This window comes from Burkholderia sp. FL-7-2-10-S1-D7 (genome assembly GCF_001524185.1).
Classification (GTDB): Bacteria; Pseudomonadota; Gammaproteobacteria; order Burkholderiales; family Burkholderiaceae; genus Burkholderia; species Burkholderia diffusa.
The window spans coordinates 127,272-152,127 of the sequence record NZ_LOWY01000008.1; the positions used below are offsets into that span (position 1 = coordinate 127,272).

Below are 24,856 nucleotides of genomic sequence, written 5' to 3' on the forward strand. Positions count from 1 at the left end.
CCTCAACCCGACAACGAAGGAGAAACGCCATGCAGAAGTCTCTCGCCCTGAAAGCCGCCGCCGCCGTCATGCTCGGCAGTCTCGCCCTTGCCGGTTGCACCACCACGCCCGACAAACCCGACAACGCATCGGCCAGCGCGTCGAAACGCGAGTCGATCGACGCGAGCGTGAACGCGACGCTGTCGCGCCTCTATTCGACGGTGCCGGGCTCGCGTGAGCTCGTTGCGAAATCGCGCGGCGTGCTCGTGTTCCCGAACGTGCTGCAGGCCGGCTTCATCGTCGGCGGCCAGTCCGGCAACGGTGCGCTGCGTGTCGGCGGCAGCACCGTCGGCTACTACAACACGTCGTCGCTGTCGGTGGGCCTGCAGGCCGGCGCGCAATCGAAGGCCATCGTGTTCCTGTTCATGACGCAGGATGCGCTCGACTCGTTCCGCAAGTCCGAAGGCTGGTCGGCCGGCGCCGACGCCTCCGTCGCGGTCGTGAAGGTCGGCGCGAACGGTGCGGTCGACTCCAATACGGCCACCGCTCCAGTCGAGGTGCTTATCCTGACCAACGCGGGCCTGATGGGCGACCTGTCGGTCAACGGCACCAAGGTCACCCGGCTCCACATCTGACGCGTCGACACGGCCCCAGGGCCGATTTGCTTCCCGGCAACGCCGCGACTCCGGTCGCGGCGTTTTCGCGTACGCCGCGCACGGCGGCTATGATGGCGGCACCTTTGCGGGCATACTGCCGATCGGGCCGCCCTGCGCGCGCTTCACCGCGAACCCGTGACGTTCGCGAGCCGATCGCGCCCGGGGCAACGAGATTCAATCAAACGAGGCATCAATCTGCGCGAACCATCCATGGAAAGCGGACACGATCACCAAAAATTCTTCTATTTCCTGCTGTTCGCGGTCACCGTCGGACTGTGCTGGATACTCGCGCCGTTCTCCGGCGCCGTCTTCTGGGGCACCATTCTCGCGATCCTGTTCCAGCCGGTGCAGCGCTGGCTTGCCGCGCGCTTCGGCAAGCGGCGGAACCTCGCCGCGCTCGTGACGATGTCGCTGATCATCCTGATCGTGATCCTGCCGCTCGTGTTCGTCGCGGCGACGCTCGTGCAGGAAATCGCGTACGTGTACCAGGAGCTGAAGAGCGCGCAACCGAATTATTCGCAGTACTTCCATGACATCATTCACGCGCTGCCGACGTCGATTCAGAACCTGCTGCAGAAATACGGGCTGACCAACATCCCCGGCATCCAGAAGAAGCTGACCGACGGTGCCGCGCAGATCAGCCAGTTCGCGGCAACCCAGGCGCTCAGCATCGGCCAGAACACGTTCCAGTTCGTCGTCAGCTTCGGCGTGATGCTGTACATGGTGTTCTTCCTGCTGCGCGACGGCGGCGAGATCGGCCGCCGCGTGCGCCGCGCGATGCCGCTCGACGAAGAGCACAAGAACCTGTTGCTCGCGAAGTTCACGACGGTGGTACGCGCAACCGTGAAGGGCAACATCGCGGTCGCGCTCGTGCAGGGCGCGCTCGGCGGCCTGATTTTCTGGATCCTCGGGATCGAGGGCGTCGTGCTGTGGGGCGCGCTGATGGCGTTCCTGTCGCTGCTGCCGGCGATCGGCGCGAGCCTCGTGTGGGTGCCCGCCGCGCTCTACTTCCTCGCGATCGGCGCGATCTGGAAATGCGTGATCCTCGTCGCGTTCTGCGTCGGCGTGATCGGCCTCGTCGACAACCTGCTGCGCCCGATCCTCGTCGGCAAGGACACGAAGATGCCCGACTGGGTCGTGCTGATCTCGACGCTCGGCGGGATGGCGCTGTTCGGCATCAACGGCTTCGTGATCGGGCCGCTCGTCGCCGCGCTGTTCATGGCGAGCTGGGATATTTACGCGCGAGCCGAACAGGGCGAATGACGCAACGCGTCACGGATGTCGAATCCTGATCACGACGGGCGCCACGGCGCCCGTTTCCATGTCCGGCCCCGCGACCGTCAGCACGCCGCCATACGGGCCGACACGATGCGCGTGCCCGGAATCCAGCGGCACGATTCGATCGTCGCGCGCATCGCGCCATGTCGCGCGAACCTCCGCTCCCGCGGGCCGCGAAAGCGGCTGGCCATCGAGTTCCACGAGCGCCACATGCGCGCCGGGCAGGCGCCGGCCATGCGCATCGAACCGCAGTGTCGCCGTGGTCGCGCTGCTTGACGCCCCGATCGACGGCGCATCGAATCTCACGTCGTACAGATCGACGAGCGCACCGCTGAATCGCACGATGCCATTCGCGTGCACCTGCTCGGCCGCACCCGCGCCCGACATCGCGAACGCAATGGCGAACCCGGCTGCGACGATCCGCAGCCTGGCATCGATGCGCCGCTTCGTTCGAGCGCGCACCGCCGCCGGTGCGGCCTGCCCCGTCTTCGTTTGCATGTTTCGCCTCCCGTTTTGCCGTGCAAATGAAAAACGGCGGCGTGACGCGCATGTCACGCCGCCGTTTGCTGGCAATTACTTTAAGGAGAGCGGCCGGAACAATATATGGGATACGTCCTAAATTGATGCCGGACTGAGCGGACTCAACCCGCGCGAGCGCGGCAGCTCATGCGTCCGGATCGACGCGCAGCACGAGCTTGCCGCGATGGTCGCCGTCGAACAGGCGATTCAGCACGTCGGGCGCATTCTCGAGCCCGTCGGCGACGGTTTCCTCGGCCTTGAGCCGCCCGTCGCGCAGCCATCCGGCGAGCGTCTGCACGGCTTCGCGGCTCTTGCGGTAGTCGAGGATCAGGAAGCCGCGCATCGTGATCCGCTTCGAGATCAGCACGCCGACGTCGTCCGCTGCGCGGCCGCTGTTGTAGTTCGAAATCACGCCGCACAGCGCCACGCGCCCGCCGATCACCATCCGCGACAGCACCGCGCGCATCACCTCGCCGCCGACGTTCTCGAAGTTCACGTGCACGCCGTCCGGCGTCGCTGCCTTCAGCTGCTGACGAAAATCGTCGGCCTTGTAGTCGACGGCCACGTCGAAGCCGAGCGTCTCGGTCAGGTAGCGGCACTTGTCCGCGCCGCCGGCGATCCCCACCACGCGCGCGCCGTGGATCTTGCCGATCTGGCCGGCGATCGAACCGACCGAGCCGGCCGCCGCCGACACGACGAGCGTCTCGCCCGGCTGCACCGGCGCGATGTCGGTCAGCCCGTAATACGCGGTCAGGCCGCTCATCCCGCACGCGCCGAGCAGCGTCGGCAGCGGCAGACCCGACTGCGCGGGCAGCTTCACGAGCTGCGCGGCCTGGTCGGCCGGCACGACCGCATAGTCCTGCCAGCCGACCAGCCCCTGGACGAGATCGCCTTGCGCGAAACCCGCATGGCGCGACGCGACCACGCGCCCGATGCCGAGCGCGCGCATCACTTCGCCGATCGCGACGGGCGGCAGGTATTGCGGCACGTCGCTCATCCATACGCGGTTGGTCGGATCCATCGACAGATACAGCACACGCACGAGCACTTCGCCGTCGGCGAGCGCCGGCACCGGTGTTTCGACGAGCGAAAAGTGTTCGCGGCCGACCCGCCCTTCCGGGCGCGTCTTCAGAAGCAGCTGGCGGTTCACGGGTGTCGACATGATGTCCTCCTCCGGTTGTTGTCGTCGATGCGCGTCAGACCGCGCACATGCCGCCGTCGATCAAGAGTTCGGCGGCCGTCACGAAGCGGCTTTCGTCGGATGCCAGATAGACGGCCGCATGCGCGACGTCGTCCGGATCGCCGAGCCGGCGCAGTGGAATGCCGCGTGCGAGCTTGCGCGTCGCATCGCGTTCGCCGAGCGACTGGAACAGCGGCTCGACGATGCCCGTGCGAATGAATGCCGGGTGAATCGAGTTGCAGCGCACGTCGAGCTCGCGGCGCGCGCAGTCGATCGCGACCGACTTCGTCAGCGACGCGACCGCCGCTTTCGACGCGTTGTACGCGGTGAAATCCGGCTCGACCTTGAACGCGGCCACCGACGAGATGTTGATGATCGACGCCGGGTGGCTTGCGCCCAGGTACGGCAGCGCATGCTTGCAGCCGAGCACGATGCTCTCGACGTTGATCGCCATCACGCGCCGCCATTCGTCGAGCTGGATCTGCGCGGGCGCGCCGATCGACCCGACGCCGGCATTGTTGACGAGCACCGACACCCCGCCCATCGCCTCGTTCGCCTGCGCGAGCAGCGCCTGCCAGCGCGCCTCGTCGCGCACGTCCTGCGTGGCCGCGAACGCCACCGGCGCTGCGTGCCCCGCGTTGAGTTCATGCGCGAACGCGTCGAGCACCGCCGCGTCGGCGATGTCGGTCAGGAACACGCGCGCGCCCTGCTCGACCATCCGGCGCGCGATCGCGCGGCCAAGGCCACCGGCGGCGCCAGTGATGTACGCGCACTTGCCTGCGAGGCGCGGGGAAACGACTGTCATGGGACCTGCTCCTATCGTGAATCGTCGAGGCGGACCGGTGCAGCGACGGCGGTTGCCGTGCGCCGGCCGACCGCCGCATGGTTTGCGCGAGTATAGCGAGCCGGCCGCACCGCGCCGGACAAATCGGGCAAGCCGCCGCTGCGGCCACGATCGAACGAACGCCAGCGTACGCGATTGCCGGCGATCGATGAAATGAATATTCGTAATGCCCGGTCATAGACGTGGTTCATGACCTGCGTATCGCCGGGCGACGGGACGAGCCTGTCGAGCGCGCCGGATCACCGCGAATATCGATTCAATGACGGCAGAACGCCGGATTTTGACAATGACGAGGAAAGAACGGGATGAGCGTCGCAGGGGCCGCCACCGCGGGAGACCACCTCACCTGACACCGTGACACCGGGGCACTGACGCCCCGGAAAGAACGGCCATCAGGCCCCGTTGCCGGACGTGCGCATGAATGCGCAGAACTGCGGGGAATGCGTATCGATCATCTGCTGGAACGGTGCGCGATTCCCGTACGCGATGCCGGACACGAGGAGCAGGCAGACGGCTGCGATGCGCGGCGAGACCGAGCGCTTGTGCGCCCGGTCGTAGGTCCGCAGGAACACCAGCGCGACCAGCGCGCCGAGCAGCCAGCCGACGACGACTTCAGGAATCGTGTGCGAATGGTCGAACACGCGCGCGACGGCCGTCACCGCGCCGACTGCGAGGCCCGCCGCCACCCCCGGCACCTTGCCGGCACGGAAGGCCTGCCACAGCATCGACAACGCGACGGTCCACACGGACGTCGACAGCATCGTATGGCCGCTGATCACGCGGAAGTCGAACTGCGGGATTTCGACACCGCAGCCCGCGTAGAGAATCTTGGTCGCCCCGACCAGGCTCATGCCGGCCGCGAGCAGCACGATCCAGCGCACGGCGAGCCGCCAGTCGGACAGGGCGAGCCAGACCGCGCAGGTCAGCGCGACCGGCAGGGTCAGCGCGGCGTCGCCGATGTTGCTGATTTCACTCCACATAACGGACGTCGAACGGCTGGCAAAACGCGCAGTTTACCGCACGCGCGCCACGCGCCTGTTTCAGCCTGTGACAGGCTGTATCAACCCGCGACACCCGTAATCAGCAACAGGTTCGTGCCGGTGATGACGGCGAACAGCACCCACGCGGCGACCTGCATCCTGCGCCCGATCGCATGCTCGCCCATCATGTCGCGATCGCTCACCGAGCGGATCAGCGGCCACATCGCGAACGGCAACTGCAGGCTCAACAGCACCTGGCTCCACACGAGCAGTTGCCCGACCGAGTTCTCGCCGAGCCACAGCACGCCGATCAGCGCGGGCATCAGCGCGAGCCCGCGCGTGATCAGCCGGCGCTGGTAGCACGGGATTTTCGTGTGCAGGAAGCCGTCCATGATCACCTGGCCGGCAATCGTGCCGGTCAGCGTCGAGCTTTGCCCCGACGCGAGCAACGCGATGCCGAACAGCAGCGCGGCAGCGCCGCCCGCGATCGGCGTGATCAGCCGGTACGCCTGTTCGATGTCGGTCACGTCGTGCCGGCCGGCCGCATGGAACGCCGCGCCCGCGACGACCAGGATCGCCGCATTGACGAGCATCGCGACGAACAGCGACACGAAGGTGTCGATCCGCACCAGCGCGAGCGTGTCGCGGATCAGGCCGCGCGTGCCGCCGACGACATGGCGCGTCTGCACGACCGACGAATGCAGATACAGGTTGTGCGGCATGATCGTCGCGCCGACGATGCCGAGCGCGAGCACGATCGCGTCCTTGCGGTCATGGCCCGGATCGCCCGGCACGAGTCCCGCCGCGACCGCATGCCAGTCGGGAGGCGTGATCGCGACCTGCGCGACGAAGCAGAACGCCATCGTCGCGATCAGCCCGAGCACGATCGCCTCGATCTGCCGGACGCCCTTGCCCTGCAGCCCGAGGACGATCACCGTGTCGAGCGCGGTGAGCACGATTCCCCACGCGAGCGGCACGCCGAGCAGCAGCTTGAACGCGAGCGCGCAGCCGAGCACTTCGGCGATGTCGCACGCGATGATCGACACCTCGGCGGTCACCCACTGCACGATGCGGCCGAAGCGGCCATAGCGGTCGTAGCTGGCCTGCGCGAGATCCTTGCCCGCGACGAGGCCGAGCCGCGCGGCGAGCATCTGCAGAAAGATCGCGGCGAGGCTCGAGAACGCGACGACCCACAGCAGCGAATAGCCGAATTGCGAGCCGGCCTGAATGTCGGTGGCCCAGTTGCCGGGATCCATGTAGCCGATCGCGACCAGCAGGCCCGGGCCGAAGAAGCGCTTGAGCTTCATCCACCGCGACGCGCCGGCGTCGATCGTGATGCTGCCCTTTACTTCCGACGGGCAGAAGGGGGCGGTGGCGGTAGTGGGGAGCAAGGGCATGGAAACCGGGGATCGTGATCGCGACACGGTGATTTTACGGTCATCCGCACCGTTTTCTCCCGCGCATCGACGCGCGCGCCCCGGCTCGCCCGCTCGCCGCCTGCTTTCGCGGGCCGCGGCACGAGTTGCGGATCGGCCGCGCCGGCGCCGTCCGTCAGGATCCGCTCGCGCTCGGCGACGCGAAATTCGGTCGGCGACACCCGCAGGCGCTGGCGAAACAGCTTCGCCAGACGCTCGCCGCTGCCGAAGCCCGTGCGTCGCGCGACCTTGTCGGCCGGCAGCGTCGTGTGGATCAGCATGTGGCATGCGCGCTCGAGCCGCACATGCTGCACGAACTCGGTCGGCGTCACGCCGATTTCCTTCTTGAAGCGCCGCAGGAAATTGCGCTCGCTCATCGCGGCCGTCTCGGCGACTTCCGCGATCGAAATGCGGTTCGCGCTCTGCGCGCGCAGCCGTTGCACCGACATCCTGATCGACGGGCTCGCGCTCAGCTCGCGAAACGCCCACATCGACTGCGTGTAGCGCTGCTCGACCGGCCGCATCAGGTTGCTGGCGATCTCCTGCGCGGCGCTGTCGCCGAGATCGGCGCGGAACATGTCGAGCACGGCCGCGAACACGTCGGCCTCGCCTGCCTGCCGTTCGATCGTGGCCGCCGCGCAGCGCGCGCGACCGCTTCGCGCGTGACCGGCATCCGTCTGCCGGTGCGACGCCGCGAGCGTCGACAGGTCCATCGCATCGACGATCCATCGCGCATGCCGGTGGATATCGCTCAGGCGACGCCGCAATGCATCGCTCCAGTTGACCGACGCGCGGTCGCCATGAAGATGAATGAACGCGAGTGCACGAGGGCCGTGCTCATCGCCGAGCGGATCGGCGGCGATCTGCACGCCCGACGACGACTGCAGCAGCCCCCCGCTTTCCGATACGTACTTCAACTCGTAATCCGCACTGAACGCGTGCAGGCGATTCGCCAGGTTGAAGGCCTCGCCAAGGCGCGCGGCCTGCGCCAAGGAAAACCCCGTACTCAAATAGATTACGACCCACCTCTGATCTGCTGCTTCCAATGCCAAGCCCCCGGACTGTTTCGACTTCTTGTAATACCGTCGAACTGTCAGGCTTATATTTGGTTTGAACGCGTGCGACAGGGACGGCTATCTCGAAATATGAAGCGACGGCATCTTAGCCGAACGGGTCGTGTCTTTGGCATGAAATGGCAGACCGGGACAGTATGATGGCGGATTTCAACAGGCTGTCGCCGACCGCTGGTGCGGCCGTGCGGAAATGCGCATGCCGATGGGCAGGCTCGCATCGTTCGCATGATTCGCGTCGCGCATCGGCTGCGCACACGCTCGCGTATCGGCTCGATCGTCATCGACACGCATCGAACGGCATCGATCGTCTCTCCGATGCACGCACCCGCATTCCGTGGTTCGCGCATCCCTTAGAATCGCTCCACCGTCCACCCCGCCGACTTCGTCCGTGCCCGCCGATCATCGTCTCGACCTGAACCTGTTCCGCGTGCTCGATGCCGTCTACGTGCACGGCGGCATCGGCGCGGCCGCCCGTGCGCTGCATCTGACGCAGCCGGCAGTCACGCATGCGCTCAACCGTCTGCGCGCGCATTTCGACGATCCGCTGTTCGTCCGCCAGGGCAACCGCGTCGTGCCGACCGAGCGCACGCGCACGATCATCGCGGACGTGCAGCTTCACCTCGCCGGCCTGCAGCGCGCCGCGCGCGACCCGTCGGCATTCGACCCGGCAACGCTCGACCTGAGCATCGCGGTCGGTATTCGCGACGTGCTCGAATCGATCGCGCTGCCGCAGATCGTCGCCGCGTTCGCCGACGAAGCGCCGGGCCTGCGATTCGTGAGCCGCCGCATCGCGGTGCACGACATCGAACGCGAACTCGCGTCAGGCAATCTCGATCTGGTCGTCGATCGACGCGTGCAGACCGGTCCGCGCATCGCGACCGAACACCTGCTCGACGATTCGCTCGTCGTCGCGATGCGGCACGATCATCCGTTGACCGGCGGTCCGCTGCGGCGCGGCGACTATTTCGCCGCAGGGCATGTCGCGGTGTCGTCGCTCGGCGAACCGCAATCGCTCGACGTGCTGCTCGGCAACGACGGGCGCTTCCGTCACATCCAGCTCGTTTGCCAGCATTACTTCGCTGCCTGCCAGATCGCCGCGACGGGCGACCTGCTGCTGACGCTGCCGCGCACGTATGCGCTGCGCATGGCGGCGATGCTGCCGATCGCCGTGCAGCCGCTGCCGCTGCGGCTCAAGCCGTTTCCGCTGCTCGCTTACTGGCACGAGTCGCGCGAAACCGACCGCGCGCACCAGTGGGTGCGCGAACGCATCGCCACGCTCGTGCGCCGGAGTGCCGGCGTCGCCGGCTGATCCTGGCGAGCCCCGCCGACGCGCGCAGCGCCCACGATTTTCCGCGAGACGGTATGCTGGCGGCTCGTACGCCGCATCGTCGCGGCCGCCTCTTTCCTCGCTTGCCGGAGTCTTGCCATGCCGCTCATCCATGCTGCCGCCACCCTCGCCGCCGACGCACCCGACTACGTCGTCCAGCTGCAGGCCGGCACGCACGCACTGACCGGCGACGAAGCGCCGCGCGAAGGCGGACAGGGCCTCGGGCCGGCGCCGTTCGAGTTCGTGCTGGCCGGCCTCGCGCAATGCACGGCCGCGACGCTGCGCATGTACATGCAGCGCAAGACGTGGCCGGCCGTCCGCATCGACGTGCGCACCGAACTGCACGCCGATCGCGAAGGGCAGCAATACGTGCGCCGCGTCGTGACGCTCGATGGCCCGCTCGACGATGCGCAGCGCCAGCGGCTCGCGGAAATCTGCGAGAAGACGCCGGTGACGCTGTTCATCAAGCGCGGGACGCGCATCGAAACGACGCTGAACTGACGGGACGACGCACCGCGCCGCACACGATCGATACGCAACAAGTAAAACGGGCGGGCCGCGCACGATGCGCGGCCCGCCCGTTTGCGGATGTCGCCCGGCGTTTACAGTCCGAGCGCGGACAGATCCAGCTTGCCGTCCTTCACCGGCGGGCACCAGAAATACGCGCCCGTCAGCGGTCGCGTGAAACGGAACAGGCCGTCGACGATGCCGTCGTCCGCGCCGCTCATCCGGCGCATCTGCACGTCGAACGCGCGGAACGAACAGCCGAACGCGACGAAGTAGAGCCCCGCGCGGCGCGCGTCGGACCACGGCGACGAACGGCGCAGCATGAACGCCTCCGGCTCGAAGCTCTCCTGCGCGGTGCGCTTCACGTGCGCGAACTCGGGCGCGTCGTCGAGTTCCTCGTTGTCCGAGCGGCGGCGACCGACGATGTGATCCATGTCCCCGGACGCAATGCGCTCCATCCGGTCGAAGTCGTGCAGCCATTGCTGAACCGCGACGAAGCTCGAACCGTCGAGACCCGCGCCCTGCCCCGTGACGATCGCCGCGGCCAGCGCGTCATCGCCGGTCGGGTTCTCGGTGCCGTCCTCGTAACCCGACAGGTCGCGATCGTTCGAATAGCGGAACCCGTCGACCGCGTCCTGCAACGCGAACGCCGGCGCAAGCGCCCGCTCGATCGTCCGCGCACGCAGCACCAGTTCGCCGCGATCGTCGCCGCGCAGCCAGACCCAGACGTCGGCCGGCGTGATCGGCAGCGTGCGGTCGTTGACCGCGAACGCCGGATAGTCGGTGAGGCCCGGGACCGGACGCCCGAGATGTGCGGCCAGCGCCTGTCCGAAGCCCACGACCGTGTCGCGCCCGTCGACGAGCTCGCGCAAAGCCGTCAGCGCCGCTGCCACGTTGCCGTTGTTCGAAATCGTGAAAGTGAGGTATCGGGCCGCCGTGTCGATCGGAGCCAGGATGCCTTGCTGAACGTCGCTCATCGTTTCCTCAGGAATGTATCGGGGTGAATCCGCGGGGCCGCAGCGGCCGGCGCGCAACGGCAAAGTGTAATCGATGCGGCCCGCCGGCCCGTGCGGCACCGCACCACGGAACCCGCACGCAAAAGGGCCGAAACCCCGAATACTAACCGTATCGACGCTGCAACGCCGCATTCGTCAGACGTTGCGGCGACGCCGGCACTGCTGATAAAATCCCTTCACGTCTTTTCGGCGTCCTTTCAACCGTTCACTTCAGGGAGGTGCAGATGTTCCGAATGCCAGCAGCCTTCCCGAACGTGGTCCCACGGCGCGGCTGATCCAGCCCGTCGTCCGCGCCGGCTCCCGAGTGCTCCGCTAACTCGCCGCCCGCGCATTTTCCCGACAGTCCGTTTCGTTTCGCCCGCGTCGTCCGCGCGGCCGGACTGTTGCGTTTTCGACGTTCTCCGAACCGGAAAGTCCCGTCGCGCGATGCGCCGGGCAACGATACATGACCAGAAAAACCACCCATCTGGGCGGCCAGGCATTCCAGGCCGTCTTCGGCTTCACGTTCCGCTACTGGCGCAAGCAGCCGGTGCGCATCGCGACGATCACGACCCTGGCGCTGCTCGGCGCGCTTGCCGACGTGCTCACACCGCTGTTCGCCGGGCGCCTCGTCGACGCGCTGTCGATCGGCCTGACCGACCGCGCCGCCGCGTGGCATTCGGCCGTCGTCGCGTTCGGCACGCTCGCCGCGCTCGGCATCGGCGCGACGCTGCTGCGGCAGGGCGTCTATCTGAACATCATTACCCTTACGCTGAAGATGATGAGCGAGATCGCCGCCGCGTCATTCCATCGCGTGCAGCGTTTCTCGACCGACTGGCACGCGAACAGCTTCGCGGGGTCGACCGTGCGCAAGATCACGCGCGGGATCTGGGCGCTCGACCTGTTGAACGACACCGTGCTGATCGCACTGCTGCCGTCGGTCACAATGCTCGTCGGGGCGACGGTGCTGCTCGGCACGCACTGGCCGGTGATGGGGTTCGTCGTCGGCGTGGGTTCGCTGCTGTACATCTCGGTGACGGTCACCGTGTCGCTCGCCATCGTCGCGCCGGCCGCGCGGCTCGGCAACATGTGGGACACGCGCATGGGCGGCGCACTCGCGGACGCGGTGAGCTGCAACGCGGTCGTCAAGGCGTTCGGCGCGGAAACGCGCGAGGAAGCGCGGCTCGCACGCGTGATCGGCAAGTGGCGCCAGCGCACGCGCCGCACGTGGGTGCGCGGCACGCTCAACGGCGGGCTGCAGGGTGCGATGCTCGTCGCGATGCAGGCGGCGATGATCGGCGTCGCGCTGCGGCTGTGGGCGAACGACGAAGCGAGCGTCGGCGACATCGCGTTCTCGCTGACGATGTTCTTCATGCTTCAGGGCTACCTGCGCGACGTCGGCATGCACATCCGCAACCTGCAGCGCTCGGTCAACGACATGGAAGAGCTCGTCGCGCTCGAGCGCCAGCCGCTCGGCATCGACGATCGTCCCGGCGCGCCGGCGATCCGGATCGGGCAAGGCGAGATCCGCTTCGAGCACGTGACGTTCCGTTATGGCAACCATCCCGTGCCGCTGTACGACGACTTCTCGATGCGCATCGCGCCCGGCGAGCGGGTCGGCCTCGTCGGCCATTCCGGGTCGGGCAAGACGACGTTCATCAAGCTGATCCAGCGTCTGTACGACGTGTCGGGCGGCCGCATCACGATCGACGGCCAGGATATCGCGCAGGTGCGGCAGGATTCGCTGCGCAGCCAGATCGCGATCGTCCAGCAGGAACCCGTGCTGTTCCACCGCACGCTGGCGGAGAACATCGCGTATGCGCGCCCCGACGCGAGCCGTGCGGAGATCGAGCGCGCCGCGCGTCTCGCCAGCGCGCACGACTTCATCGCCGCGCTGCCGGACGGCTATGACACGCTCGTCGGCGAGCGCGGCATCAAGCTGTCCGGCGGCGAACGCCAGCGCGTCGCGATCGCGCGCGCGTTCCTCGCGGATGCACCGATCCTGATCCTCGACGAAGCGACGTCGAGCCTCGACAGCGAAAGCGAGGTGCTGATCCAGCAGGCGATGGAGCGGCTGATGGTCGGCCGCACGACGCTCGTCGTCGCGCACCGGCTGTCGACGGTGCGCTCGCTCGACCGCCTGCTCGTGCTCGATCGCGGCAAGGTGATCGAGGAAGGCAACCACGACGCGCTGATCCGCATCGACGGCGGCATGTATCGCCGGCTGTTCGAGCGGCAGGCGCTGGAGCTGGCGAAGGGCCTGATCGATTCGCCGCCGCGCGCGGTCAACGGCGATGCCGGCCCGCGGGGGCAGCCGGCGGAGGCGTGATGGCAACCCGGTTGCGGCCGGACGCGCGGCGCACTGCCACTGCGCGTCCGGCCCCGACGCCACCCTCCGCGATCACTTATCATACCGGCCAGGCAATTTGCGACGAAAGGCGGATCATGTTTACAGGCATTGTTCAGGGTGTTGGCGTCATCAAGGCCATCAAGGATCACGGCGAACTGAGAACGTTCAGCATCGAATTCCCCGAGCGGTTCACCACCGACATCGAGATCGGCGCGAGCGTCTCGGTCGACGGCGTCTGCCTGACGGTGACGACCATCCACTCGCCGCTGCTGATCGACTTCGACGTGATGTTGCCGAGCCTGAGAATCACCACGCTGGCCGACCTGACGACCGGCGCCCGGGTCAACGTGGAACGGGCCGCGAAGGACGGCGCGGAAATCGGCGGGCATCCGCTGTCCGGTCACGTCGACTTCATGGGGACGATCCTGCATATCGCGTCGTCCGAACACAACCGGATGATCCGCATCGGCGTGCCGGCCGATTTCAAGCGCTATGTGTTCGCGAAGGGTTATATCGCGATCAACGGCTGCAGCCTCACCGTGTCGGACGTCGATCGCGACGAAGGCTGGTTCGACGTCTGGCTGATTCCCGAAACGCGACGCGCGACCACCTTCGACGCCAAAGGCGTCAACGACAAGGTCAATATCGAGATCGAGCGCAGCACCCAGGTCGTCGTGGATACGATCCGGGAGTCGGTCAAGGAAACGCTCGGGGAACTGACCGGTGTCGTGACGACCTTGCTCGCAGAGAAAGGCATCGACATCGAGGAACTGCTCGCGCGCAACGTCGCGAAACTGCCGAAGGCGTGACGGACGCCCCCCGCTCCCGGTGATCGGCGCGATCACCGGGTGCCGGTTTCCGTCGACACCCCGCGGTCGGGCGCCCCGCCCGCGGCGTCAGTCCGCCTCCACCCGCGCCCCCTTCCCCACCGCCACCCGCTGCGATCGATAAATCCCCGCGTGTCCGGAAAACAGATAGGCGACCACGCAGGCGACGATCGCATAGACGCCGATATCCGCGCCGAACAGTTCGATCGCCATGATCGTCGACGCGACCGGCGTGTTGGCCGCGCCCGCGAACACCGCGACGAAGCCGAGCCCCGCGAGCACCGGCACCGGCAGCGCGAGCACCTGGCCGAGCGCGTTGCCGAGCGTCGCGCCGATATAGAACAGCGGCGTCACCTCGCCGCCCTTGAATCCCGACGCGAGCGTGACGACGGTAAACGCGAACTTGCCCGCGAAATCGTAGGCCGGCAGCGGCCCGTGAAACGCGGCCTCGATCGTCGGGATCCCGAGCCCGAGATACTGCGGCACCGTCAGCACGGTGGCGGCCACCGCCACCAGCGCGCCGCCGAGCACCGGCTGCAGCGGCGCGTAGCGCACGACGCGGCGAAACCATGCGGTCAGCGCATGCGTCGCGAACGCGAACAGCCGGCCGACGACGCCGAACGCGACACCCGCGACGACCGTCGCGATCAACCCCGAGGCCGACACGGCCGGCACGAACGGAATCGCATAAACGGTGTGATGCACGCCCCACGCGCGGCACACGATGTCCGCGACGATCGCCGACGCGACGCAGGTCAGCAGCGCGTCGTACCGCACGCGGCCGATCGCGAGCACCTCGAGCCCGAACACGGCGCCCGCGAGCGGCGTGCCGAAGACCGACGAGAACCCGGCCGCGATGCCGCCCATCAGCAGCACGCGCCGATGCTCGCGATCGAGCCGGAACAGGTGCGTGACGCGATCGGCGAGCGCGCCGCCCATCTGCACGGCCGTGCCCTCGCGGCCCGCCGACCCGCCGAACAGGTGCGTGACGACGGTCGCGACGAGCACGAGCGGCGCCATCCGCTTCGGCACGAGCGCCTTCGGGTCGTGAATTTCGTCGATCAGCAGATTGTTGCCGCGCGCGACCGACTGGCCGAACCGGTGGTAGACCCAGCCGGTCGCGAAACCGGCTGCCGGCAGTCCCCACAACAGCCCCGGATGCGCGACACGCGTGCCGGTCGCCCACTCGAGCGCGATCAGGAACAACGCGGAAGCCGTGCCGGCCAGCGCACCAAGCAGGGCGGAGAGCGCGAGCCAGCGGCACACGTAGCGCACGGTCGCGAAAAAATCGGCAGAAGTCGAGAAAAACATGATTTCCAGATTCGACGGGACATCGAAACCTGGGTGGCAGAACACCGCATGGACGGCCTGCGACCTCCTGACGACCCAGGAACACGCAGGCATCATCAGCCGGGTAACCGGCGGTTGAGGGCCGAGCCGCGCGCGACGCGCCGGGATCGACCGCAGGGAGGCATGCCATCTCCGCAGGCGGCAATTGTACGCGACGCCGCGCGGCGCGCGCAATGCAGCCCCGCCGGGGCCGCCGCGCGCCGTCAGTCGAGCGCCAAGCGCGTCACGCGCGAGATCAGCTGCGGCGCGATTCGCTCGAGCGGCAGGATCGCCGACGCGGCGCCGATCGCCGCGGCCGCCTTCGGCATCCCGTAGACGGCGCTCGTCGCCTCGTCCTGCGCGATCGTGTAGCAACCCTTCGCGCGCATCGCCTTCAGCCCCAGCGCCCCGTCGCGCCCCATTCCGGTCAGCAGCACGCCGAGCGCATCGCCCTGCCAGCCGTCGGCGACGCTGTTGAAAAACACGTCGATCGACGGCCGGTACGGCGTCTCGGCCGGATGCCGCGTATAGCCGAGCACGCCGCGCGGCGACATGTACAGGTGATCGTTGGTCGCCGCGAGCAGCACCTCGCCCGCCTGCGGCACAGTGCCCTCCGCCGCGACACGCACGGGCAGCTGCGTATAGCCGTCGAGCCATTCCGCCATGCCGACCGCGAACGCCTGGTCGACGTGCTGCACGATCACGAGTGCAGCCGGAAAATCCGCCGGCAGCGCGCGCAGCAGCGCGGTGAGCGCGGTCGGCCCGCCCGCCGACGCGCCGATCGCGACGAGCGTCGGCAGGCCGCGCGCGGGGGCCGGGCCGGGCGGCACGAGCGTCAGGGTCCGGCTTTCGAGCAGCCGGCCGATCTGGTCGATCTTCGCGAGCAGCGCCTGCGGCGACGCGTCGGTCGACAGCCCGAGCGCGAGCGTCGGCGTGTCGACCGCATCGAGCGCGCCGGCACCCATCGCCTCGTAGACCGACGACGTGTTCGCGCTGACGCTGACCGTCACGATCAGGATCGCGCACGGCGCGCGCGCCATGATCTGCCGCGTCGCCTCCACGCCGTCGACCTTCGGCATCACGAGATCCATCAGCACGAGGTCGGGCGGATGGGCGATGCAGAAATCCACGGCCTCGTCGCCGTCGGTCGCGACCCACAGCACGCGGTGGTCCGTGCGCAGCGCGAGCACGCGGCGCAGCGCCTCGACGGCCAGTGGCAGATCGTTGACGATGCCGATGTTCATCCGCGTGCGTCCCCGATCAGGTCGTGCACCGCATCGAGCAGCGCCTCGTCGTGAAAACTGCTCTTCGCGAGGTAGTAGTCGGCGCCGGCATCGAGCCCGCGCCGTCGATCCTCGTCGCGGTCCTTGTACGACACGATCATCACCGGCACACGCTTGAGCATCGGGTCGTTCTTGATCAGCGTGACGAGTTCGATGCCATCCATGCGCGGCATGTCGACGTCGGTGACGACGAGATCGAACGCGTCGCTGCGCACCGCGTTCCAGCCCTCCATCCCGTCGACCGCGACCGTCACATCGTAGCCGCGCTTTTCCAGCAGCTTGCGCTCGAGCTCGCGCACCGTCAGCGAATCGTCGACGACGAGCACGCGGCGGCGGCGATCGACGAGCGCGAGTTGCGGATCACGCGTGAGCCGCGCGAGCTGCCCGCCACGCACGAGCTTGTCGACCGAGCGGATCAGGTCCTCGACGTCGACGATCAGCACCGGGTCGCCGTTCTCGAGCAGCGCGCCGGCCGCGATGTTCTGGATCTTGTGCAGGCGGCTGTCGAGCGGCTGCACGACGAGCATCCGCTCCCCGAGGAAGCGGTCGACCGCGACGCCATACAGCTCGGGTTCCCCGCCGACGACCACGACCGCCGTGCTCGTGCGCGCGACGTCGGGCTCGCCCGCGTCGAGCAACTGGTGTGCGGCGACGAGGCCTGCGCGCCGGCCGTCGAACGGGAAATGCGGCTGCCCTTCGAGCACGTCGATATCGTCGTGCGCGAGCTCGAGCGTGCGGCGCACGTGCGCGAGCGGAAACGCGTACGGCTCGCCGCCGACCTCGACCAGCAGGCTGCGGATCACCGACAGCGTGAGCGGCAGCTGCAGCACGAAGCGCATGCCCGCGCCGGGCTCGTTGAAGATGCGCACCGCGCCGCGCACGCCGCGCACCATTTCCTGCACGGCGTCGAGGCCGACGCCGCGCCCCGACACGTCGGTCACCGCATCGCGCATCGAGAAGCCCGGCAGCAGCAGGAATTCGAGCAGTTCGGGATCGGACAGCCGCGCGGCCGTCTCGTCGTCGGTCAGGCGCTGGCGCACGACCGACGCGCGCAACGCATCCATGTCCACGCCCGGCCCGTCGTCGATCACGCTGACGAGCAGCGAGCCGGCGCTGTGGCGCGCCTCCAGGGTGACGCTCGCCTCGGCCGCCTTGCCGCGCGCCCGACGCACGTCGGGCGATTCGACGCCGTGATCGATCGCGTTGCGCAGCAGATGGCCGAGCGGCGCGTCGAGCAGGTCGAGGATGTCGCGGTCGACCTGCGTGCCTTCGCCGACGATCGAGAAGCGTACCTGCTTGCCGAGCGAGCGCGCGAGATCGCGGACGATGCGCGGATACGCGCGCGTCGCGTCGCCGAACGGCCGCATCCGGCACTGCAGCGCCTCGTCGTACAGCTGCTCGGCGATGTGCGTGCTGCGCCGCTCGAAGCGATCGAATTCGTCCATGCGCTCGGCGAGCGAGCGCTGCAGGTCGTTGAGCATGTGCCGCACTTCGTTCACCGACGCGAGCACGCCCGCGTCGAGATCGTCGGCAAACTGTTCGTACAACAGATCGAGCGACCGGGCCGCATCGCGCTGCGCACGCTTCACGCGCAGCATCGACTCCGCGAACGGCTTGAGCCAGCGCGATTCGACGAGCGACTCGCCGGACAGGCTCAGCAGCCGGTTCAGCGTATCGGCCCGCACGCGGCGCATCGCGCCCGCGCCGGCCGCGCGGCCCGCCTGGACCGGATCGGGCACGGCCGCCGACACGGCGAGCGGCGGCACCGCGGCGCCGGCCCCCACGGATTCGTTCGCGGCGCCGTCGTGCTCGCGAAGCGGCACGACGAACGGCGGTGCCGGCGGCGGCGCGAACGCCGGGGCCGAGGCCGCGACCGGCATCGCGTGCGCGCCGTCGGCACCTGTCAGCGCCAGCGCGAACGCCTCGATCTCGGTCGGCGACACCTGCGCCGCCTCCGGATCGGCGACGCGCACCAGCAGGTCGACGCCGGCCAGCAGCACATCGACGTGCGTGGCCGTCAGCGCGATCGTGCCGGCCTGCGCGGCGACGAAGCATTCTTCCATGCGCCCCGCGATGTCGACACCCTGCGGCACGCCGACGATGCGTGCGGCGCCCTTCAGCGAATGCGCGGCACGCATGCACGCCTCTAGCGCGACAGAGTCGGGCTCGCCCGATTCGAGCGCGAGCAGGCATTCCGACAGCGCCTGGGTCTGCGTGCGCGTCTCCTCGCGATACAGCTCGAGCAACGACAGGTGGCTCAGATCGTCATCGCCGCTCATCGCATGCTCCGTGTCACGGCGTCGAACAGCCGATCGTCGTCGAGCAGGCCGACCGACTTGCCACGCCACGACAGCACACCGCGCGACAGGCCGGCGCTCGCGCGCCCGACCGTCGCCGGCACCGGCACCCATTCGGATGCGCCGAAGCGCAGCACGCCCTCGACTTCGTCGACCGGAAACACGACCGGCTCGCCCTGATGCGCGGCGACCAGCAGCCGCGTGAAACGGCCGTCGCCACCGCCGTTGCCCCCGTTGCCCGCGTCGAGGCCGAGCAGCGCGCCGATCGAGATCGCGATGCGCAGCGTGCCGCGAATGTTGACCACGCCGCGCACGGCCGAATGCCGGCGATACGGCAGCGAATGGATCGGGCGCGTGCCGGCGATCTCGCGCAGCACACCGATCGGCAGCGCGAGCCATTCGTCGGCGACGCGAAACACCAGCGCCGCCTGGCATGTATCGTCTTTGCCGTGCGCGCGGGTCGCGTCGAACGCGCTGATCCGCTGCGTGGCGTCGGCCATCTCGGCGATGGCGAGCGGGCGTTCGAGCAGCTTCGCCGCGTGATACGCGTAGACCGGACAGTTCAGGCAGCGCAGGCAGCCCGCCAGCCGCTCGCACGAGCGATCGCCGCGTGTGCCAATCCGGTTCCAGCAATCGTCGACGCCGATCGTCGTGTCGTCAGTGGCAACGGCGTCGCGGTTCATTCTTTCCTCGGTCATCCCGATGTCGGCTCCCAACCCGTATTCTCATTATCCGGCCGAGCGCCGCGCACGCTCGAGCAGCCATCGCGCGCCGGCGCCGTCGCCGCCGACGTCGAGCAAGGTCGCGAGATGCGTCAGCGCTTCGTGATGCGTCGGCCGCAGATACAGCGCCTTCCGATAGAAGTCGCCCGCTTCCGCGACGCGCCCGCGCGCATCCGCGATCAGCCCGTTCAGGTAGAACGCGTCGGCGTGCGGCCCGGCGTGCGCGGAGAACTGCGCGAGCACGCGCTCGGCCTCGTCGAATGCGCCCGCATTGGCCAGCGCCTGCGCTTCCTCGAGCGTCGGCGCGGCGCTGTCGGCGACCGGCGCCCCCATCGCGGGCATGTCGGCCACGTTGGCCACGTGCGCCGGCGAGTCGACGCGCAAGTCGGCCCGCGGCTCGAGCGCCGTCGGGCGCTCGGCCGGCGCGAACGCGGCGTGCGTCGGCGCGGCATTGCTCCACGTCGGCGGCACGACGGCCAGCAGCGGGCGCGTCGCGGCCGGCGGCGCCACCGCGACGCGCTCGGCGCGCCGGTACGAAGCGATCGCGGGCATCGGTGTCGCATAGCCGTCCGCCGCGGCGCCGCCGCGCGCGCGATGAAACGCGAACGCCAGCGGCACGCGCGCCGAGCGCATCCCGTGCCGCATCGCGACACCTGTTTCGGCAGGGCCGACGAACAGCATCCCGTCGTCGGTGAGCGAGCTTTCGAGCGAATCGATCACGCGATCCTGCGCGTCGCGGTCGAAATAGATCAGCACGTTGCGACAGAACACGAAGTCGTAGCGGATGCCCGCGTCGATGCCCGGCTCGACCAGGTTCGCCTGGCGAAACTGCACGCACGCGCGCACGCGCTCGTCGAGCAGCCAGCCGTCGGCGACCGGCGTGAAGTAGCGGCTGCGGAACTCGGTCGTCGTGCCGCGAAACGCATTGCGCCCGTAGCAGCCGAGCCGCGCCTGTTCGATCGCGCGCGCGCTCAGGTCGATCGCGTCGATCGCGAAGCTGGCCGGATCGAGCCCGGCGTCGAGCAGCGCCATCGCCGCCGAATACGGCTCCTCGCCGGTCGAGCACGGCGCGCTCAGCACGCGGATCACGCGCCCTGGCATCGCGGCAAGCCGCTCGGCCGCGAACCGCGCGAGCGTCGCGAATGCCTCGCGATCGCGGAAGAACCACGTCTCCGGCACGATGAACAGTTCGATCAGCGCGCGCCGTTCGTCGGCCGACGCGTTGAGCTGCTGCCAGTAGGCGTCGAGCGCTTCCGGCGTGACGGGCGGCCGCGCCGCCGACGGCAGCCGCTCGCCGTCGCCCTGCAGCGCCTGCACGCGCTCCGTCAGCGCGCGGCTCAGGAAATCGTTGCCGAGCGAATCGGGGTCGATGCCGGTCTCGCGCAGCAGCCAGCCGCGAAATCGCGAATCGGACTCTTTCATGCGGATTCCCCCCCGTGGCCCGGCAGGTCGTCGAACAGATACAGGCGCGCAACGTCGTCGATCAGCTCGGACACCGAGACCTGCTGCACGATCCCGTCGGGCGTGTTCGCGACGCGCCCGAGCCAGCGCGTGCGCGCGGTCGATACGCCGCTGGCGCGGAACGCAGTGCGGTCGATCCGCAGCGTCTGCGTCGCGCGCTCGACGATCAGGCCGATCACGCGATCGCGGTCGAGCTGCCCGGCGCGATAGCGCGCCATCACCAGCCGCGTCGAACGCAGCGCATGCGCGTGCCGTCCGAGCGCCAGCATCGGCACATCGATCACGGGCACGGGCTGACCGCCGCGCATCAGCAACCCGGCAATCCAGTCCGGCGCGCCGGGTACGGCCTTGGTGGTCGCCAGCGGCAGCACCTCGTCGATGTCGGCCGCATCGAGTGCATAGCGCTCGCCGTCGAGCTCGAACATCAGGAACAGCGCGTGCGCGCCGCCGTGCGCCTCGGCGCGCATCACGCGTCGACCTTGAAGCGCGACACGCTGGTGCGCAACTGGTTCGCGACGAGCGTCAGGTCGTCGATCGCCTGCGACGACTGGCGCAGCGATTCGGCCGTCTGCTGCGCGGCTTCCGACAGTTGCGACAGCGCCTGCGTGATCTGCTCGGCACCGTTCGCCTGGGTCTGCATCCCTTCGTTGACCATCTGGAAGCGCGGTGCGAGCGTCTGCACCTCGGCGATGATCTGCGACAGCTGCCCGCCGACCTGCTGCACGTCGAGCATCCCGCGGCGCACTTCCTCCGAGAACTTGTCCATCCCCATCACGCCCGCCGACACGGCCGACTGGATCTCCTTCACCGTCTGCTCGATGTCGTACGTCGCCACCGCCGTCTGGTCGGCGAGGCGGCGGATCTCGGTCGCGACGACCGCGAAGCCGCGGCCGTACTCGCCGGCCTTCTCGGCCTCGATCGCCGCGTTCAGCGACAGCAGGTTGGTCTGGTCGGCCACCTTGGTGATCGTCGCGACGACCTGGTTGATGTTCAGCGCCTTCTCGTTGAGGATCGCGAGCTTCGCGTTCACCGAACCGGCCGCGTCCATCACGCTGCGCATCGTCTCGCCCATCCGCGTGAGGCCGCTCTGGCTCACGCCCGCGAGCGTCGCCGACTGCTCGGCCACGCCGGCCACCTCGTTCATCGTGCGCAGCAGGTCGCGCGACGTCGCGAAGATCTCGCGCGAGGTCGCACCGATCTCGGTCGTCGTCGCCGCGGTTTCGTTCGCGGTCGCCTGCTGCTCGCGCGACGTCGCCGCGATTTCGGCAACCGACGTCGTCACCTGAAGCGACGACTGCTGCGCGCGCGAGACCAGCTCGGTCAGCTCGTCGGCCATCCGGTTGAAGCCCGACTCGAGCGTACCGAACTCATCGCGGCGACGCAGGTCGAGGCGGCGCGTCAGGTTGCCGGTGCGCATCACGTCGTGCACCTCGACGAGCCGCGCCATCGGCACGGTGACGGAACGGTACAGCCCGTAGCCCAGCCCCAGCGCGGACAGCAGCACGATCGCCAGCGCGGTCGCGAGCACGATCTCGGTGTCCTGCCCGGATTCGCGGATCAATTTTGCGGACTGGTCGGCGAACTTGCGGTTTTCCTGCACCAGGATGTTCGCGTTGCGCACGACCTCGGCCCACGCAGGCTGCGCCTTCGCATAAGCGGCGACGGCCTCCTCGTGCGACACGCGGCTCTTCTGCACCGCGTCGTTCAGCAGCGGCAGATAGCGGTCGAAGGCGCCGCGAAACGCCGCGAAGCGCTGGCGGTCGTCATCGCGGAATATCGCGTTCTGGTAATCGACCGACAACGACTCGACCTCCTTGAGCGTCTCGCCGATTCTCGCGAAGTCACGCTGCACGAGTTCGGGGTCGGTATCGACGAACGTCGCCTGCTGCAGCATCGCGAACGATTCATTGACCGTCCCGCGCAGCGACGCCGCCAGATACACGCCCGGCAGCGAGTCGCGTTCGATGCTGACGGCCTCGGCGTTGATCGCGCGCAGGCGCTCGTAGGACACGCCGGCCATCACCAGCATCAGCACGAACAGCACGCCGAAGCTGAACAGGATACGGTTGCCGAGCGTCAGCCGGGTGGCGCCGATCGTCGGGTGCAGGCTTTCATTGGTCGCGCGGGGCGTCACGGTGGCCATGTTCGTTATGGGCTTTCTAAAATCAGCGTTGAAAAAAACCGCGCCCGCCGGCGCGCCGGACGGCGCGCCACGAGCGCATCGGGGTCTCTCGGGCGGCACGGCACAGGCCGGCCGCGCCGCGAAATCATCGGTCCGCTTGCGCCGGCAGCCGAAGCGCGACCATGAAGCCGCGCACCGTATTGCGCATCAGGATCTGGCCGCGATGCCGCGCGGCCGTCGCGCGGACGAACGCAAGCCCGAGGCCGAAGCCGCCGCGCGCCGCGCCATGCACGGATTCGAGCCGCACGAACGACTCGGTCGCGGCAGTGTGCTGCTCGGGCGCGATGCCGGAGCCTGCGTCCTCGACGCCGATCAGCCACGCACCGTCGTCGTCGCTCAGCGTGCAGTGCACGTCCGTGCCGGCCGGGCCGTACTTCAGCGCGTTGTCGATCAGGTTTGCGACCGCGCGCGTGAGCATCATGCGGTCGCCCATCGTCACGCACTCGGTGTCGGGCACGTGGGCAACGACCCGGCTGCCGAATCCGGCCGCCTTCTCCCACAGCTGGTCGACGGCGTCGAGCACGATCTCGTTGAGACTCAGGACCTCGTGCGCGCGGCGTTCCGACTGCGCGCGGGTCAGGTGGATGAAGCCGTCGGCGAGCGCGAGCGCGCGCCGGGCGTGGCCGGCAATGCGCTCCATGATCGGCGGCATGTCGCCGTGCTCGGTCCGGTAGACCTCGAGCAGCGCGAGGATCGACGTCTGCGGCGAACGCATGTCGTGCGACAGGAAATCCAGCGCTTCGTCGCGCTGGCGCGACATCAGGTACGAATTCGAGTGATAGCGGATGCGCGCGGTCAGCTCCATCGCGTCCGGGAGCTTCACGAGGTAGTCGTTCGCGCCGGCGATGAAAGCCTCGCGCTTGACGATCGGCTCCTCCTTCGCCGACAGCACGATGATCGGCACGCGTGCGGTATCGGTGTCCGCGCGCCATGCGCGAACGAGATCGAGGCCGTCGATTTCCGGCATCACGAGATCCTGCAGGATGACCGTCGGCTTCACGTCGCGCGCGACCGCCATCGCCCGATGTGCGTCGGTACACACATGCAGGTCGATATCGTGCTCGCTGCGCAGCGCGCGGCGGATCACCTCGCCGACGAACGGCTGATCGTCGACGAGCAGAACCGATAGCCCGGATTCGAGACAATCCAGCGCATTTTCACCGCCGGATTCTTTCATAAATACCGTTTCAAACGCCAAATCTCCAATTGATTCTTTCATAGGAGTTGTTTATCCGACTTGGACGCCATCTTAAATATGGCGGCAGAGAAATCCGCCTATTGCTGCCGATCTGGCCTGTCGGCATTGCCTCGCGGGGATCCGACCGCCGATTTCACCCCGACGACGGTCGCATTACCTCCGCGCGCTTTCTCTCAATAAAGATAACCGGCTGATTCTAAATGAAATTAGAACACAGCATCTATCTCCTTCCGGTTTAGTTTTGCCAAATATGGTGAAAGAGCGGGATTCAGTTAAATCAGATCATTTCCGGACGCGAAAGACGATAACGTTTGCGCAGCCGGCGCCGCGAGGCTTGCATGCGCTGCAAGCCGTCGTGTCGAACGTTTTGGGGCCGGATTCGGATGCGATGGAATCGGCAGAGATGGGCGGGAACAATCGCGCGCCGCGACCGGAACGGCGCGACGCGAAGGCG

The 24,856-nt window shown here is 68.2% G+C and carries 22 protein-coding genes and 1 riboswitch; of the genes, 6 read left to right on the forward strand and 16 right to left on the reverse strand.

Translation table 11 applies throughout. The features are described 5' to 3' along the window. Positions 1-29 precede the first annotated feature (29 nt). Both WS75_RS01615 and WS75_RS01620 read left to right on the forward strand, forming a co-directional pair. Positions 30-614: a BPSL1445 family SYLF domain-containing lipoprotein gene (locus WS75_RS01615; RefSeq protein ID WP_059678858.1), complete on the forward strand. Its 585-nt coding sequence runs from the start codon at positions 30-32 to the stop codon at positions 612-614. Positions 615-845: 231 nt separating this feature from the next. Next, the gene (locus WS75_RS01620; protein WP_059678859.1) at positions 846-1,898 is read left to right on the forward strand and encodes an AI-2E family transporter; all 1,053 of its coding nucleotides are present in this window, start codon (positions 846-848) and stop codon (positions 1,896-1,898) included. Positions 1,899-1,907: 9 nt separating this feature from the next. Here the strand turns inward: WS75_RS01620 and WS75_RS01625 are convergent, their stop codons facing one another. From WS75_RS01625 to WS75_RS01650, 7 genes are all read right to left on the reverse strand, one after another. Continuing rightward, positions 1,908-2,411, reverse strand: a complete 504-nt coding sequence (locus tag WS75_RS01625; RefSeq protein WP_082729463.1) for a thioesterase — start codon at positions 2,409-2,411, stop codon at positions 1,908-1,910. Between the two features lie 166 nt (positions 2,412-2,577). Next, positions 2,578-3,594 carry an NADP-dependent oxidoreductase gene (locus WS75_RS01630; RefSeq protein WP_059678860.1) on the reverse strand — a complete coding sequence of 339 codons (1,017 nt, stop codon included), beginning with the start codon at positions 3,592-3,594 and terminating at the stop codon, positions 2,578-2,580. 34 nt (positions 3,595-3,628) lie between these two features. Beyond that, positions 3,629-4,417, reverse strand: coding sequence for an SDR family oxidoreductase (locus WS75_RS01635; protein WP_059678861.1), 789 nt, complete (start codon positions 4,415-4,417; stop codon positions 3,629-3,631). A gap of 11 nt (positions 4,418-4,428) precedes the next feature. Next, complete coding sequence (locus tag WS75_RS33225) at positions 4,429-4,647, reverse strand: hypothetical protein (RefSeq protein ID WP_156429686.1); 219 nt, start codon at positions 4,645-4,647, stop codon at positions 4,429-4,431. A 201-nt stretch (positions 4,648-4,848) separates the two neighbouring features. Then, complete coding sequence (locus tag WS75_RS01640) at positions 4,849-5,436, reverse strand: phosphatase PAP2 family protein (protein WP_059678862.1); 588 nt, start codon at positions 5,434-5,436, stop codon at positions 4,849-4,851. A gap of 80 nt (positions 5,437-5,516) precedes the next feature. Continuing rightward, the gene (locus WS75_RS01645; RefSeq protein ID WP_059678863.1) at positions 5,517-6,833 is read right to left on the reverse strand and encodes an Nramp family divalent metal transporter; all 1,317 of its coding nucleotides are present in this window, start codon (positions 6,831-6,833) and stop codon (positions 5,517-5,519) included. Then, complete coding sequence (locus tag WS75_RS01650) at positions 6,782-7,843, reverse strand: helix-turn-helix domain-containing protein (protein WP_059678864.1); 1,062 nt, start codon at positions 7,841-7,843, stop codon at positions 6,782-6,784. Before WS75_RS01650 ends, WS75_RS01645 begins: the two co-directional genes overlap by 52 nt. A 469-nt stretch (positions 7,844-8,312) precedes the next feature. Here WS75_RS01650 and WS75_RS01655 point away from each other — a divergent pair, with 469 nt between their 5' ends. Next, the gene (locus WS75_RS01655) at positions 8,313-9,233 is read left to right on the forward strand and encodes a LysR family transcriptional regulator (RefSeq protein ID WP_059678865.1); all 921 of its coding nucleotides are present in this window, start codon (positions 8,313-8,315) and stop codon (positions 9,231-9,233) included. A 117-nt stretch (positions 9,234-9,350) separates the two neighbouring features. Beyond that, on the forward strand, positions 9,351-9,752 hold the full coding sequence (locus tag WS75_RS01660) for an OsmC family protein (protein WP_059466564.1): 402 nt from the start codon (positions 9,351-9,353) through the stop codon (positions 9,750-9,752). 101 nt (positions 9,753-9,853) lie between these two features. Here WS75_RS01660 and WS75_RS01665 read toward each other — a convergent pair whose 3' ends face one another. Beyond that, positions 9,854-10,735 (reverse strand): Dyp-type peroxidase, encoded by an 882-nt coding sequence (locus WS75_RS01665; RefSeq protein WP_059678866.1) that lies wholly within the window; start codon positions 10,733-10,735, stop codon positions 9,854-9,856. 484 nt (positions 10,736-11,219) lie between these two features. On the opposite strand from WS75_RS01665, the gene WS75_RS01670 reads away from it, so the two are divergent. Together WS75_RS01670 and WS75_RS01675 are read left to right on the forward strand one after the other, a co-directional pair. Next, positions 11,220-13,082 (forward strand): ABC transporter ATP-binding protein, encoded by a 1,863-nt coding sequence (locus WS75_RS01670; RefSeq protein ID WP_059678867.1) that lies wholly within the window; start codon positions 11,220-11,222, stop codon positions 13,080-13,082. Positions 13,083-13,198: 116 nt separating this feature from the next. Continuing rightward, complete coding sequence (locus WS75_RS01675) at positions 13,199-13,912, forward strand: riboflavin synthase (RefSeq protein WP_059678868.1); 714 nt, start codon at positions 13,199-13,201, stop codon at positions 13,910-13,912. An 87-nt stretch (positions 13,913-13,999) separates the two neighbouring features. Here WS75_RS01675 and WS75_RS01680 read toward each other — a convergent pair whose 3' ends face one another. The 8 genes from WS75_RS01680 to WS75_RS01715 all read right to left on the reverse strand — a co-directional run bounded on the left by WS75_RS01680 (position 14,000) and on the right by WS75_RS01715 (position 24,423). Next, on the reverse strand, positions 14,000-15,241 hold the full coding sequence (locus tag WS75_RS01680; RefSeq protein ID WP_059678869.1) for a voltage-gated chloride channel family protein: 1,242 nt from the start codon (positions 15,239-15,241) through the stop codon (positions 14,000-14,002). Between the two features lie 79 nt (positions 15,242-15,320). Further along, positions 15,321-15,423, reverse strand: a riboswitch (Fluoride riboswitch). 60 nt (positions 15,424-15,483) lie between these two features. Continuing rightward, positions 15,484-16,503, reverse strand: coding sequence for a chemotaxis response regulator protein-glutamate methylesterase (locus WS75_RS01685; protein ID WP_059678870.1), 1,020 nt, complete (start codon positions 16,501-16,503; stop codon positions 15,484-15,486). Continuing rightward, positions 16,500-18,821, reverse strand: a complete 2,322-nt coding sequence (locus WS75_RS01690) for a hybrid sensor histidine kinase/response regulator (RefSeq protein WP_059678871.1) — start codon at positions 18,819-18,821, stop codon at positions 16,500-16,502. The genes WS75_RS01685 and WS75_RS01690 overlap by 4 nt, the downstream gene beginning before the upstream one ends. Beyond that, entirely contained in the window at positions 18,818-19,522 is a 705-nt protein-coding gene (locus tag WS75_RS01695; protein WP_059678872.1) for a chemotaxis protein CheW, read from the reverse strand. The genes WS75_RS01690 and WS75_RS01695 overlap by 4 nt, the downstream gene beginning before the upstream one ends. Positions 19,523-19,567: 45 nt before the next feature. Continuing rightward, complete coding sequence (locus tag WS75_RS01700) at positions 19,568-20,983, reverse strand: CheR family methyltransferase (protein WP_059678873.1); 1,416 nt, start codon at positions 20,981-20,983, stop codon at positions 19,568-19,570. After that, positions 20,980-21,489, reverse strand: a complete 510-nt coding sequence (locus WS75_RS01705; RefSeq protein WP_373558493.1) for a chemotaxis protein CheW — start codon at positions 21,487-21,489, stop codon at positions 20,980-20,982. Before WS75_RS01705 ends, WS75_RS01700 begins: the two co-directional genes overlap by 4 nt. After that, the gene (locus WS75_RS01710; protein ID WP_059678875.1) at positions 21,489-23,165 is read right to left on the reverse strand and encodes a methyl-accepting chemotaxis protein; all 1,677 of its coding nucleotides are present in this window, start codon (positions 23,163-23,165) and stop codon (positions 21,489-21,491) included. The genes WS75_RS01705 and WS75_RS01710 overlap by 1 nt, the downstream gene beginning before the upstream one ends. Positions 23,166-23,289: 124 nt before the next feature. Further along, entirely contained in the window at positions 23,290-24,423 is a 1,134-nt protein-coding gene (locus WS75_RS01715; protein ID WP_059678876.1) for a hybrid sensor histidine kinase/response regulator, read from the reverse strand. Between the last annotated feature and the right edge of the window lie 433 nt (positions 24,424-24,856).

Excerpts from the sequence above, each read along its gene's own strand:
- WS75_RS01615 (WP_059678858.1), top strand. The coding sequence starts at position 30 with ATGCAGAAGTCTCTCGCCCTGAAAGCCGCCGCCGCCGTCATGCTCGGC.
- WS75_RS01620 (WP_059678859.1), top strand. The coding sequence starts at position 846 with ATGGAAAGCGGACACGATCACCAAAAATTCTTCTATTTCCTGCTGTTC.
- WS75_RS01625 (WP_082729463.1), bottom strand. The coding sequence starts at position 2,411 with ATGCAAACGAAGACGGGGCAGGCCGCACCGGCGGCGGTGCGCGCTCGA.
- WS75_RS01630 (WP_059678860.1), bottom strand. The coding sequence starts at position 3,594 with ATGTCGACACCCGTGAACCGCCAGCTGCTTCTGAAGACGCGCCCGGAA.
- WS75_RS01635 (WP_059678861.1), bottom strand. The coding sequence starts at position 4,417 with ATGACAGTCGTTTCCCCGCGCCTCGCAGGCAAGTGCGCGTACATCACT.
- WS75_RS33225 (WP_156429686.1), bottom strand. The coding sequence starts at position 4,647 with ATGAACCACGTCTATGACCGGGCATTACGAATATTCATTTCATCGATC.
- WS75_RS01640 (WP_059678862.1), bottom strand. The coding sequence starts at position 5,436 with ATGTGGAGTGAAATCAGCAACATCGGCGACGCCGCGCTGACCCTGCCG.
- WS75_RS01645 (WP_059678863.1), bottom strand. The coding sequence starts at position 6,833 with ATGCCCTTGCTCCCCACTACCGCCACCGCCCCCTTCTGCCCGTCGGAA.
- WS75_RS01660 (WP_059466564.1), top strand. The coding sequence starts at position 9,351 with ATGCCGCTCATCCATGCTGCCGCCACCCTCGCCGCCGACGCACCCGAC.
- WS75_RS01665 (WP_059678866.1), bottom strand. The coding sequence starts at position 10,735 with ATGAGCGACGTTCAGCAAGGCATCCTGGCTCCGATCGACACGGCGGCC.
- WS75_RS01670 (WP_059678867.1), top strand. The coding sequence starts at position 11,220 with ATGACCAGAAAAACCACCCATCTGGGCGGCCAGGCATTCCAGGCCGTC.
- WS75_RS01675 (WP_059678868.1), top strand. The coding sequence starts at position 13,199 with ATGTTTACAGGCATTGTTCAGGGTGTTGGCGTCATCAAGGCCATCAAG.
- WS75_RS01680 (WP_059678869.1), bottom strand. The coding sequence starts at position 15,241 with ATGTTTTTCTCGACTTCTGCCGATTTTTTCGCGACCGTGCGCTACGTG.
- WS75_RS01685 (WP_059678870.1), bottom strand. The coding sequence starts at position 16,503 with ATGAACATCGGCATCGTCAACGATCTGCCACTGGCCGTCGAGGCGCTG.
- WS75_RS01690 (WP_059678871.1), bottom strand. The coding sequence starts at position 18,821 with ATGAGCGGCGATGACGATCTGAGCCACCTGTCGTTGCTCGAGCTGTAT.
- WS75_RS01695 (WP_059678872.1), bottom strand. The coding sequence starts at position 19,522 with ATGAACCGCGACGCCGTTGCCACTGACGACACGACGATCGGCGTCGAC.
- WS75_RS01700 (WP_059678873.1), bottom strand. The coding sequence starts at position 20,983 with ATGAAAGAGTCCGATTCGCGATTTCGCGGCTGGCTGCTGCGCGAGACC.
- WS75_RS01705 (WP_373558493.1), bottom strand. The coding sequence starts at position 21,489 with ATGCGCGCCGAGGCGCACGGCGGCGCGCACGCGCTGTTCCTGATGTTC.
- WS75_RS01710 (WP_059678875.1), bottom strand. The coding sequence starts at position 23,165 with ATGGCCACCGTGACGCCCCGCGCGACCAATGAAAGCCTGCACCCGACG.
- WS75_RS01715 (WP_059678876.1), bottom strand. The coding sequence starts at position 24,423 with ATGAAAGAATCAATTGGAGATTTGGCGTTTGAAACGGTATTTATGAAA.